This is a genomic window from Paenibacillus sp. D2_2 (genome assembly GCF_031199965.1).
In the GTDB taxonomy this organism is placed as follows: Bacteria; Bacillota; Bacilli; order Paenibacillales; family Paenibacillaceae; genus Fontibacillus.
In genome coordinates this window covers 855,696-867,679 of record NZ_CP133605.1, presented here as the reverse complement: position 1 = coordinate 867,679, position 11,984 = coordinate 855,696, and the positions used below count along the sequence as shown (strand labels likewise).

Annotated in this window: 9 protein-coding genes, 3 pseudogenes and 1 riboswitch; of the genes and pseudogenes, 1 reads left to right on the top strand and 11 read right to left on the bottom strand. The window is 47.1% G+C overall.

Going from position 1 to position 11,984, the window contains the following annotated elements; genetic code table 11:
* Nucleotides 1-7 precede the first annotated feature (7 nt).
* The 10 genes and pseudogenes from purB to RE628_RS04110 all read right to left on the bottom strand — a co-directional run bounded on the left by purB (nt 8) and on the right by RE628_RS04110 (nt 9,781).
* Nucleotides 8-1,309: an adenylosuccinate lyase gene (gene purB, locus RE628_RS04150; protein ID WP_309157544.1), complete on the bottom strand. Its 1,302-nt coding sequence runs from the start codon at nt 1,307-1,309 to the stop codon at nt 8-10.
* Nucleotides 1,306-2,580 (bottom strand): 5-(carboxyamino)imidazole ribonucleotide synthase, encoded by a 1,275-nt coding sequence (gene purK, locus RE628_RS04145; RefSeq protein WP_309157543.1) that lies wholly within the window; start codon nt 2,578-2,580, stop codon nt 1,306-1,308. Before purK ends, purB begins: the two co-directional genes overlap by 4 nt.
* Nucleotides 2,580-3,082, bottom strand: a pseudogene (purE, locus tag RE628_RS04140) (5-(carboxyamino)imidazole ribonucleotide mutase). Before purE ends, purK begins: the two are co-directional and overlap by 1 nt.
* Nucleotides 3,083-3,478: 396 nt before the next feature.
* A riboswitch (purine riboswitch) is annotated at nt 3,479-3,578 on the bottom strand.
* Between the two features lie 216 nt (nt 3,579-3,794).
* The gene (locus RE628_RS29485) at nt 3,795-3,959 is read right to left on the bottom strand and encodes a stage II sporulation protein P (protein WP_375143094.1); all 165 of its coding nucleotides are present in this window, start codon (nt 3,957-3,959) and stop codon (nt 3,795-3,797) included.
* Nucleotides 3,893-5,191, bottom strand: a complete 1,299-nt coding sequence (gene spoIIP / locus RE628_RS04135; RefSeq protein WP_309157542.1) for a stage II sporulation protein P — start codon at nt 5,189-5,191, stop codon at nt 3,893-3,895. The genes RE628_RS29485 and spoIIP overlap by 67 nt, the downstream gene beginning before the upstream one ends.
* 300 nt (nt 5,192-5,491) lie before the next feature.
* Complete coding sequence (locus RE628_RS04130) at nt 5,492-5,926, bottom strand: universal stress protein (RefSeq protein ID WP_309157541.1); 435 nt, start codon at nt 5,924-5,926, stop codon at nt 5,492-5,494.
* Between the two features lie 86 nt (nt 5,927-6,012).
* Nucleotides 6,013-6,276, bottom strand: a complete 264-nt coding sequence (locus tag RE628_RS04125; RefSeq protein WP_309157540.1) for a DUF1294 domain-containing protein — start codon at nt 6,274-6,276, stop codon at nt 6,013-6,015.
* Between the two features lie 116 nt (nt 6,277-6,392).
* Complete coding sequence (locus tag RE628_RS04120) at nt 6,393-6,524, bottom strand: hypothetical protein (RefSeq protein WP_309157539.1); 132 nt, start codon at nt 6,522-6,524, stop codon at nt 6,393-6,395.
* A gap of 57 nt (nt 6,525-6,581) precedes the next feature.
* A pseudogene (locus RE628_RS04115) lies at nt 6,582-8,703 on the bottom strand (DNA topoisomerase 3).
* A 499-nt stretch (nt 8,704-9,202) separates the two neighbouring features.
* Nucleotides 9,203-9,781: a hypothetical protein gene (locus tag RE628_RS04110; protein WP_309157537.1), complete on the bottom strand. Its 579-nt coding sequence runs from the start codon at nt 9,779-9,781 to the stop codon at nt 9,203-9,205.
* Nucleotides 9,782-10,184: 403 nt separating this feature from the next.
* Here RE628_RS04110 and RE628_RS04105 point away from each other — a divergent pair, with 403 nt between their 5' ends.
* On the top strand, nt 10,185-10,400 hold the full coding sequence (locus tag RE628_RS04105) for a hypothetical protein (protein ID WP_309157536.1): 216 nt from the start codon (nt 10,185-10,187) through the stop codon (nt 10,398-10,400).
* Nucleotides 10,401-10,417: 17 nt separating this feature from the next.
* Here the strand turns inward: RE628_RS04105 and RE628_RS04100 are convergent.
* A pseudogene (locus tag RE628_RS04100) lies at nt 10,418-11,982 on the bottom strand (multicopper oxidase family protein).
* Nucleotides 11,983-11,984: the final 2 nt, after the last annotated feature.

Sequence of the window (11,984 nt, the reverse complement as noted above, 5' to 3'; positions counted from 1 at the left end):
ACTTCGTTTAGCCTTCGATCAACCCGAGCTTGTGGAAAATCGTGTCCACATGCTTCAAATGCCAAGCCGGATTGAACGCATCCTCAATCTCTTCCTTGCTTAACACCGCTGTAATTTCCGGCGTCTCCTCGATAATGTCACGGAAATGACGCTGTGTCTCCCAAGCTTGCATCGCCCGCGGCTGAACCGTATCATAGGCTTGTTCGCGGCTAAAGCCCTTATCGATCAGCTTCGTCATGACGCGACCGGAGAACGGCACACCATAAGTCCGCTCCATATTGCGCTTCATATTCTCAGGGAATACCGTCAAATTCTTCACGATATTGCCGAAGCGATTCAGCATGTAGTTGAGCAGCATCGTTGCATCCGGGAGAATAACCCGTTCAACAGAGGAATGCGAGATGTCGCGCTCATGCCAGAGCGTCACGTTTTCGTAAGCGGAGATCATATGACCGCGGATGACACGGGACAACCCGGAGATATTCTCGCAGCCGATCGGATTACGCTTATGCGGCATTGCTGAGGAACCTTTTTGTCCTTTAGCAAATGCCTCCTCTACTTCGCGGAACTCACTCTTCTGTAATGCGCGGATCTCGGTAGCGAACTTATCGAGCGAGGTCGCAATCAGAGCCAGCGTCGCCATATATTCAGCATGGCGATCACGCTGCAACGTCTGGGTTGAGATCGGAGCTGCCTTTGTACCTAGCTTCTTGCAGACGAAATGTTCAACCGATGGATCGATATTCGCATACGTACCAACTGCACCGGACATTTTGCCGTATTGCACATTGTCAGCCGCATGACGGAAGCGCTCCAGGTTACGTTTCATTTCTTCGTGCCAGAGTGCCATTTTCAATCCGAAGGTAGTTGGTTCGGCATGAACCCCATGCGTCCGCCCCATCATCGGTGTATCTTTATAGGCAAGCGCCTTATCGCGCAAAATCTCAATAAAGTTAACAATATCCCGTTCCAGGATTTCATTTGCCTGTTTAAGCAAATAGCCGAGAGCCGTGTCAACAACGTCGGTTGAGGTCAGACCGTAATGAACCCATTTACGCTCTGCACCCAATGTCTCGGAGACCGCCCGTGTAAAAGCAATCACGTCATGACGCGTCTCCTGCTCAATTTCATAGATCCGGTCCATATCAAATGAAGCATTCTTCCGCAGTTGCTCCACATCTTCCTTAGGAATAACCCCTAGCTCCGACCAAGCTTCACAAGCACACAACTCAACCTCAAGCCATGCCTTGAATTTATTTTCCTCCGTCCAGATCGCTCTCATTTCCGGTCTACTATAACGTTCAATCATGAATGTTGATTCCTCCATATTTTGGTTTTCTTTATCCAATCGAGCCCGTCCGATACCTCTTCACAGAGCAAATTGATATGCCCCATCTTCCGTTTAGATGCCGAACCGCTCTTCCCATATAAGTGTACTTTCGGAATGACGGTAAATCCAGTCTGGCTCCCCGGAGCCATCTGTTCACTTGTCTGCTTCTGGCCATTCTGATCCGAAGATGCTAGCGAATCACTATTCCACTGATCCGTTGTCACCGCCCGTACGACCTTATCTATATGCTCTCCAAGTATGTTCACCATTACGACAGGTGTTCGCAGCGAAGGATCGCCGAGCGGAAGATTACATATCGCCCGGACATGCTGCTCGAACTGTGATGTATTGCAGGCTTCCATCGTGTAATGTCCAGAATTGTGAGGTCGTGGTGCTAGTTCGTTGACGAACAGCTCTCCGTCCTTCGTAAGGAACATCTCCACGGCAAGTAATCCGACCGCACCCATCGATTCAGCGATACGAGCGGCAAGCCGTTCTGCCTCGCGCTGGATCGGCTCGGCAATACGAGCTGGAACAATCGATACATGCAAGATATTATCGACGTGAATGTTCTCGGCAACGGGAAATGTCTTGATCTCCCCACGTGGACTACGTGCAGCAATGACCGACAATTCCTTCTCGAAGGAGATGAACTGCTCCAGAACGAGCTCTGTACCAGCCTTACTTAGCTCGGCATAAGCCGGGGCAATTTCCTCTTCCGAGCGAATCACCCACTGCCCTTTGCCGTCATAGCCTCCGGTCGCCGTCTTCAGAACACTTGGTATTCCGAGTTTTACCACAGCCGCCCTCAGTTCATTTTCACTACCGATCTCCGCATAGGGGGCCACCCGCACCCCTGCAGCTTCCACCGCTCTCTTCTCTCGCAGACGATGCTGTGTGGTATACAGCAGGTGGCTTCCTTGCGGCACGTACGATTGCTCCGCAAGCAGAGCCGCCACCTCTGCATCGACATTCTCGAATTCATAAGTAATGACATCCGATCTTTCAGCAAGCACCTTAGCCGCTTCTTTGTCGCTGTAAGCAGCTACGATTTGCTCGGCAACCTGACCACAGGGCGCAGCAGGTGTCGGATCAAGCGCAATAAAGCGATAGCCCAGATTACTTCCGGCGAGCGCCATCATCCTTCCAAGCTGCCCTCCACCAAGGACTCCGATAGTTGCGCCTGGCCGAATGACCTGTTCCGTATCAAATCCTGTGACAGTCTTACGCTCCGAGATCAATCTATCCATTATTGTTGCCCCTCCAGCACCAGATCATCGCTTGTCTCAATAACCGCATCGCGCAATGCTGTACGTCGCTGCTCCAGACGTTGCGCAAGTTCTGGATCAAACGCGCCAAGGATTTGTGCAGCCAACAGACCAGCATTGGTAGCCCCGCCTTTCCAATCGCTACAGTCGCAACAGGTATGCCACCAGGCATCTGTACGATGGACAGCAATGAATCAAGTCCGTTAAGCGCAGCAGATTTCACCGGAACACCAATCACAGGCAGTATCGTCTTAGCGGCAACCATGCCAGGCAAATGAGCTGCACCGCCCGCGCCGGCAATAATCACCTTGATACCACGCCCGGCGGCCTTCTCTGCGAACTCAAACATTAAGTCTGGAGTACGGTGAGCCGAGACAACCTTCTTTTCATATGGAATTCCAAGCTCCTCCAGAATGACGCAAGCATGGGACATGGTATCCCAATCCGATTTGCTGCCCATGATCACTGCAACCTGTGCTGACATTCTATAACCTACTTTCTTTAGTAAAAGTATAGTAATACGTTTGACAACCATAGCTATGGTCAATGGATCAGAAGAGTTTAAGAAGCATTATTTGAAAGTATAGAAACAAAAAAAGTCCAGGAAACTCCGAGAAATAACAAAGTATTTCCAGAAATCCGGACCAAAAGTGAATACGTCCTTCTGCAACCAGCTGGAACAGAACGATCGGCTTCATGAATGATAAGTGCGGCTAACTTCGTCTCAAGACTACGCCACACCTTGGACTACTCCCCACCCGGGCTTCGTCCAATCTTCATTACCCATGCAAGATGCCCTTCACTCGGGTCCAATAGACTAGATCCGCAGCATCTACATGTCGTTGTTCCAATGATCCGTAAGGAGAATGGTATGACCTATCTAAATAACGTATTCACTCGTAGTCCGACTATTAAGGTAATCGGGTAGAGACTTCCGGGCCAATTCCCAAGGTTATACGAGTAATTATTCCATATGTCTAGTTTAACAATCCCCATATCATATGTCAACCAAAACACGAACGATATAAATATGTTATATATTAATGTTCGTCTTTAAGACTATCCACACCTCGATAACCCAAATTCAAAACCTTATATCATTGTTAATTTACATATTTTCAGGATATAACAAAAGACCGCCCCAAATGAATTGTTATACAGGACGGTCTTTTGCTCATCTGATATGAAAGATTTAATTATTCCTTGGAGTGATAGTACTTTGCTAACACATCCGCCAAAGCTTCAGCTGCTCGCTGACTCTCCTGGGGCGTGTTGTTGGTTCCCCCAATCTCGATTAACAAGCTGCCTGGGGATATAGATTGATTGTATTCACCATTGCCTTGCTTTGCACTTTTGAGCAGTACGCCCGGGATAATCCGGGATAATTCTGCTTCAACAGCTCGTTCAACGCATCGGCGAATTGCTTGTTCTTAGCATAATTGCTATGATTCGTACCGATTACGAACAAAATACGTGCATAAGACTCCCCTTTTATCGACGTTGTCGTCGTCTGCTTCGGAACATCACTATCACGATGGATATCGAGAAAATAAGTCAATGAGGGATTCATCTTCAGCGCTGTGTTGATCGCTCTACGTGACTCCTCATACGATTTGGAATAGCTAAGCCTCTGTTCTTCTAACCGCCTCGCTATATCGATATCGTTAACAAGCGTCGGTACACCATTCTCCTCTAACGCTTCACCCAGATGTCTGCCGATCATCGAAATGTTAATCTCGCGGTCATCCACCGAAGAACCCTTGACATTCCGAGCAACACTTCGCCACGACTCCTGATTATGAGAAGAATAAATGAATACTTTATTCTCATAATTCACTTCTGCATTGGATTGTCCCGCAGGAGGCTGCTTATCATTGGCAGACCCAATCTGTACAACCCAGCCAGCGATATAGGCCGTATTGCCATCCTGCAGCGTAACCTTGTACCATTCTCCATCACTCTCTACGATCGTATAGGATTCGCCAGGCTGCGCCTTGCCAACAATTTCATAATCCATACCTGGTCCGACACGCAAATTCGTCACATCAACTATTTTAACGACGGAAGCACTCTCATCCACGGAACCAGACTCGGCATCTGTTGCTTGATCCGATTTATCAGGCACTACAACTTGAGGCTTCTCCTCTTTACCACTCTGGAACTTGTCCTGCTCCTGCTTCACGACTTTAGACTCGTCCTTGGCGACAGTTGTCTCATTCTTAGCAACCTTGCTATCGCCTTTTACATACTCGAGGTAATCGGCATGTACCCATCCGTCAGATTTCGTCAGTTTGATCTTGACCCATTTTTCCTTCTTATCTAGTACCTGATATGTATTCTCCTTACCGATCATCTGGATCACAGATGCCGTCAAGTTTGGCTCTGTGCGCACATTCAGGCGGTCAACCTTACTTTTGACATATTCAATCTTCTTGGTATTATCATTTGGTTTGGCATTTTGCTTATTCACAGTCTTGACTTCAGCAGCGCTCCCTTTGGCCGCTTGAGCATGACCTGAAGCATAGACAGTATTGACACTTCCCAGCATAAGAACAACACACACAGCAACTCTCCACATTTTGAAACGAGGCAAAATAAATTCTCTCCCTACATCGATAGTCTTGCTCTATTATTTCGACATAGATAGATGAAACCCTCCCCTAATCGCCGAAATGGTTCACGGATTGCTAGAGACGTTATTCGACCCTAATTAGCCTGCATCCTCAGTATTTATACTAAATAAGGCCTCTGATTTCCGTTAGAGACTATACGGGGCCTCTACGGACATACTATCTTTCGTAGCGGTGCAACGGGCACATTTAATAACGCAAAAAAGGGCCCACTCTTAGTAATCTTCCTAACTAAGAGCTAGCCCTTGTAATAAGCTTATCTGTTATTTAACGACCAGAACCGGGATTCTAGCATGCTGTACGACATTATGGCTGACGCTGCCAAGCACGAACTCGCGTATGCCACCAAGACCGCGGCTGCCGATCACGATCAGATCACTATCATTCTTCTTCGTATAATCAAGAATCACTTCCGCTGGCGCACCCTGCATCAATTGAACAGTAGCATTCATTCCAGCATCTTCAAGGCGCTTCTTTGCTTCCTCCACCGTCTTCTCTGCTAGCTCATAGAACTCCTCGTTCACGGTAGCTGGCACTGGAGCAAAACCATCCGCTACATAGAACCGCGGAAAATCAAAAACATGAAGCACTTCAAGCGTTGCCCCCGGATTTAATCTAGCCAATTCAATCGCTTTATCTAACGCTTTGGTACCCGCTTTGGATCCATCGTATGCTGCTACTATTTTGGAGAATAACATGACAAGCACCTCTCTCATCTAAGTATAAACACGATTAACCGTCAACCTGCCAATAGCACGAAAGAATTTGATACGCCAATCATAAATCAAGTCAAAAAATAACCATATAACACTGCGTTCAAAAGGAGTAATAGCGGAATCCCAATCCGGAAGCTCATATGCTTGGTCTTATGGCGTTTCGTATTCATCGCAATCAATACGCCTAACGCTCCGCCTATGAAGGCCAGCAAGAACAGCGTCCTCTCGGGGATTCTTTCCTTCCTCTGCCTTGCGCGCCGCTTATCGTCGGACATGACCAGATAGGCCACGACATTAATAAAAACCAGCCAGATGATCAGGCCCATTCTCATGCCGATTACTCCCTTCAAATTCAAGATAGAAGAGTTCTCTATCTACTATTATTATAACGCCAAACATGGGAATTAAAAAGCTCCCCTTAAGGGGAGCTTCCGTGTTGTAGCTAAGATTACATCTTCGGAATCTTGTTCAAGTTCGCTGGCTTGACCGCCTGCTTCTTGGGATGAAGCTCATCGGCGGCCTCCATAATACTTGACTTGTTCTGCTGATTTTTGATCTTCTGCGCTTTATTATGCGGCATGTGTTCACCACCTCCAGGCATAGCATCCCGGGATGATACATGGTTTATGCATAACAATTACTGATTCTTCTTCTCCATTGCAGCCTTGAGCAGATCTCCCAGACTATTACCACCGGCTCTTGCTTCGCGTATTGCTTGACCAGTTTCTGCTGTTCTCGCTTATTGATATGCTTCGAATCCTTATTCATAACCTCAGTTATTCCACAGGAAAGACACTGCACATATAGACCAGCTTTTCCCTCTTTGATCTCCATCTTCTTATGGCATTGCGGACAGCGGCGATTGGATAGTCTTTTCTCACCAGAGCGCTTATAACCACAATCCTCGTTCGGGCAAATTAAGAGCAATCCCCGCTTTGACTTTTTCTCCAACAATCTTGTTCCACAATCTGGACAATTACTGTTCGAGACATTATGCGGCTTATAGGATGCTTCACTATTCTTGACGCCTTTCACCAGACTCTGCGCCATATCGCGAATACCACCCAGGAACGGTCCCGGTTTACCTTGTCCGCGGGCGATCCGCTCCAGCTCCGCTTCCCAGCGTGCTGTCAGATCTGGACTACGTAGATCCGCCGGAGCTAGCTCAATCAACTGCTTGCCCTTGCCAGTTGGGTGCAGTAAATTCCCTGTCGCTCGATTGTATCCGAATTCACCAGCTTCTCGATAATATCAGCGCGTGTCGCCGGTGTGCCAAGACCATGCTTCTCCATTTGCGTCAGGAGGGCTGCCTCTGTATAGCGCTTCGGTGGCTGAGTACGACCGCTCTGAATCAAGCAGCGCTTAACGGTTACAGCTTCCCCTTCTTTCAATTCCGGTAGCGCTGTTCCGGTCTCCAATTCATCATCAGCATCTTCATCTCCGTCAAGGAGCCCCGCATCATATGCAGCTCGCCATCCGCTCTCCTTCATCGTGATGCCCTTGGCGTGCAAGGTTTCTCCTGCAACATCAAGCTCTACGGCAACATTGTCATAGCGAGCAGGCGGATAGAACAAGCTGATAAATCTGCGTACGATCAGATCATACAGCTTGCGCTCCTCAGAGCTTAGTGCGCTCAGCAGCACAGTCTGCTCCGTTGGAATGATCGCATGGTGATCCGTAACCTTGCTATCATCAACGATACGCTTCGATAAAGGCAGCGGCTTGCGGAGCAAAGGTCGAGCTATCGCCGCATAAGGACCAATCGCTACACTGGTCAGCCTTTCTTTTAGCGTATCCGCCATGTCCGAGGACAAGTAACGTGAATCCGTTCGCGGATAAGTAACCAGCTTATGCTGTTCATATAAGCGCTGCAGTACATTTGATGTCTGCTTAGCCGAAAATCCAAGTAGGCGGTTTGCATCCCGTTGCAGCTCCGTCAGATCATAAGCAAGCGGATGAGGAACATGCTTCTCCGTCTTTTTCAGCTTGACGATTTTACCGGAGCGACCGCTTAATTTATCTTGCAGAGCTTGTACCTTATCGCCATCAAAAATACGCGAGTCGCCATTGCTTCCCCGCCAAGTCGCTTCAAAATTACCTAAGTCAGTGCGAAGAGTACTGTATTCCTCCGAGCGGAATTTAATAATCTCATTCTCACGCTGCATAATCATGCCGAGCGAAGGTGTCTGAACACGCCCGGCCGACAAAGGCGATCCAAATTTACACGTCAAGGCTCTAGTAACGTTCAAGCCGACCATCCAGTCTGCCTCAGCACGGCAGCGGGCCGACTGATACAGCCGTTCAAACTGACTTCCCGGTTTGAGTGACGCGAACCCTTCCTTGATTGCCTTATCAGTCTGCGACGAAATCCACAGCCGTTTGAACGGTTTATTCCATTTCGCCATATCCATGATCCATCTAGCCAAGAGCTCTCCCTCACGTGCCGCATCGGTGGCGATGATCAATTCATCGATATCCTGTCTGCGCATAAGCTGCTGAACGGCCTTATACTGATGGCTACTCTCTCTGAGCACCTTAAGCTTCATTTTGTCAGGGAGTATCGGCAAGTCCTCCAGCGACCAGTTGGCAAATTTTTTATCATAATCCTCTGGCTCAGCAAGTCCAACCAAATGGCCAAGCGCCCAGGTAACTACATATTTACTTCCTTCAAAATAACTCTTATGCTTCTCTCGGCTGCCCATCACCCGCGCGATCTCACGCGCAACAGACGGCTTCTCCGCTAATACCAACGTTTTCATATTGTAAAAGATGCACTCCCTTCTTCCCCTTATTATAACATCTCATCCTACATATATTTAAAATCTCAATTAGCGCTTTACTGATAGATTCAATAACAAAGGGGCTGTCCCATAAGACTGCAGTGATGACACAGGACAGCCGGAATTCCTAGCAGGTCGCAATGGCCCCCGAGAGTTGTGTCGTTAAAGGCTTGTCGTGCCAGGTACAGCTTGTCAAACGAGCACAGATTATCTCCCGGGTAGCCTATCGTAACGGACACCACGAACGCTTAGGAGGGGAATTTCTAGCATTATGATGTCTAACGGACATGGCTGCGTCTTATTTGATAGAACCACCCCTTTTGGCGTGATTTGAAGCAATTAAGAGTCGCTGATGTCCGTTAAAATATATAAACCACTGTTTTCGCATATAAGCGTCTGTGGCGTCCGTTAAACGTGGCATAGATGATTTAGGGACAGCTCCCCTTATGAAGTGTAAAACTGTTACTCTTGCCGGTGTTTACGGCTCTAACTCAAGAAATAATAAATTTTGATACGGGTATTTGCTGAAGGGAAATTTGAAGATCAATCCAAAGCCAGTATCATCGATGTGGACTGACTTCAATGCCGAAGATCTTACCACACTACGAATGAGTGCAATGGCCAGCGACTTATCATGTCTGCGAATTGCACAAGCAAGCCGATTTGCGAAAGAACGATTATAAGCTAGCTTACGATAAAGAGGTAAGAAAGCCCTTGCCATGCCCCGATGAACCTCGGTCTCGAACTTGAATTGCACCGTTCCTGGCGGAATTGTTACCCCATTCGAGTAGCTTGACTTGCGAATCGTAAAAGAAATGAAATATCCGATCGCATTTGTTCCTAGTCCTTGCTTGCCCAATACTGGAGATACTTTGTGTAGCAGCTTGCTCATTGCATCAAGATCAGCCGAGACAACAGCCCTGCTCCAGGCTGCGGCATATTTTCGATTACAGGCCACAGCCTTGTAAAAGGGTAGCATCTGCCGCGCAATCCGCTGCAATCCTACTCCTGTTGGGGCAAGAATAGGTCTACGCTGTCTGCCTCTATTTTTCACCATAACATCATCTCCCTATAGCGAGACACGTAAGTTCTATAGATGTTGAACTAGAGGAAAGAGAGGAATAGGCAAAAGGGTGAAATGATTCTGGAGAAGCGTAGCGCTCGCCTTTGTGAACGGATTTCTACTTTCTTGGATTTTACTAAATCAAGTAATCCGTGAACAACAGCGATCGGAAGAACATTTCACCCGGCTGCCTTTATCTGAACAACCATTAGTTCATTTGTATAGACTGCTATATTGTATGGAAATGACCTATAGAATGGATTGGGCTCTTTTATATTTAATATAGAGGGACTTCCTATAATATCTCCGGACTGGACAATTGCGTGGGTTCGTTGCTATGCTATTTCAAGTGTCAAAGACAAGTATATATAAGGAATGAAGAAGGAGGACGGACATTATGCCAATTAATAGACGTCTTACAACAGATCAGGATTTCCAAGATGCGCAGGACCGTCAGCTGCGAATTCGCGTATTTCACAATAGTCATATGGTTGAGAGTGGGGCGACCATCGTCCGCTTTACCGAGGATAAGATTATTACCCAATCCAGCGTTAGTGATCTCACGTATCATTCGCGTTTGGAGTGCGAGTTTTTTGAATTGAAAAAGGGCTGACCTGAAGTAACTGATACTTACTTTTTCTTAGAAATGACCCGATATGGACGCATCATATCATGATCCTCATGCTCTAACATATGGCAATGCCAGACATATTGTCCCGTGTAAGGTCCGAAGCGGGCAATAATAGATGTGATGTGTCCAGGAGTGGCTCGGACCGTATCCTTAAATCCCCGCTCATTCGCCGCTGGCCTCTTCGGCGGACCCGTAAATCGTATCTTCCCCGTCCGGTTATAGTAATTCACATCATAAGGACGACGCTGCAAGATTTGAAATTCAACCAGATGAACATGTATCGGGTGTGTATCATTCGTCGTATTGATCAAATTCCAAATCTCTTTAGTACCTACGACCGGGTTCTCCGTGACAGGCTCATCCCACATTCGATTTGTTAATAACTGCATTAAGCGCCCGTACCGATCGTAGCTCTCGTTCAAGCTAAGATTTCTAACTTTTCGAACATTCTTCTTAGAGTAACGAGCGAATTTGGACAGTACTGCCGGAATCTCGCTTTTATCCTGACTTTTCAGGGAAGATTCACCCGAAATTGCATTATGAGCCCCGTTGTTTTAGGGTTAAGATTCGTGGGGTCCCGCTCGGATAAGGAGCAGCAGCGTTATTTGTTAAGGTTATTTTCTTACCAGCCATTTTAGAGAAATCTATAATGACATCTACCCGTTCAGCAGGCGCAATTAGGATATGCTTCAGCTTAACCGGTCTCTTAAGTAGTCCCCATCTGATCCAATTTGCACAAAGGATTGACCCGAATTCAACTTCAGATTGTAGAACCGATCGTTAGAAGCATTCAAAATACGGAAACGGTACTTCCTTGGCTCTACATTTAAGTAAGGCCATATCCTACCGTTCACAAGAATCATTTTGCCAAAAAATTCGGGTACCACCGAAGGAATTGGAATTTTGGCTTTCGGATTCTTCAAATCACTTGGCATGGGCCGTTTAGGATAGTAGAGTGAACCATCTGGATTAACCGTTCGGTCCGCAATAACGAGTGGAATTTCATATGGACCCTTCGGTAGTGGCAAAGACTCTTCCTCTTTATCACGAATCATATAAATTCCAACTAATCCGGCGTAGACGTTGAGTCTCGTAATCCCAAGGGCATGATCATGGTACCAGAGCATCGAGGCGCGTTGATTGTTGTCATAGCGAATTATTTTGCGCTTGAAAGATGGACCTGTCTTCTTGAAGTCCTGTGTAAACCAAGCTTCTGGATATCCGTCGTCTTCAGGTCGATTCTGGCCACCATGCAAATGCACGACGGTACGTACCCGGGATTATTCTTCTCTGCTCCATGTACGGTAGTATCGATCGGCAGGAAATTTTTACGAGGTAATTTGTTCTCCCATAATACGTGTACGCGTTCCCCTTTGTGTACTTCGAACTTAGGTCCGGGAAACATTCCGTTATATCCCCAGAGCTTCGTCTTTGGCAAGTCGCGGTGTAAGGAATTATAAAATTGCTTCATAGAAACGGTATATCGGGTCACTCCGTTCTTCCTGTAATCCGGCTTAATCGCCTTCGGAATCGGAAGTGGATCAACAAATTTAGCCAATTTCATGA

Coding starts and splice junctions, on each gene's coding strand:
- RE628_RS04110 (WP_309157537.1), bottom strand. CDS start 9,781: ATGGTGAAAAATAGAGGCAGACAGCGTAGACCTATTCTTGCCCCAACA.
- RE628_RS04130 (WP_309157541.1), bottom strand. CDS start 5,926: ATGTTATTCTCCAAAATAGTAGCAGCATACGATGGATCCAAAGCGGGT.
- purK (WP_309157543.1), bottom strand. CDS start 2,580: ATGGATAGATTGATCTCGGAGCGTAAGACTGTCACAGGATTTGATACG.
- RE628_RS04125 (WP_309157540.1), bottom strand. CDS start 6,276: ATGAGAATGGGCCTGATCATCTGGCTGGTTTTTATTAATGTCGTGGCC.
- RE628_RS04105 (WP_309157536.1), top strand. CDS start 10,185: ATGCCAATTAATAGACGTCTTACAACAGATCAGGATTTCCAAGATGCG.
- RE628_RS04120 (WP_309157539.1), bottom strand. CDS start 6,524: ATGCCGCATAATAAAGCGCAGAAGATCAAAAATCAGCAGAACAAGTCA.
- purB (WP_309157544.1), bottom strand. CDS start 1,309: ATGATTGAACGTTATAGTAGACCGGAAATGAGAGCGATCTGGACGGAG.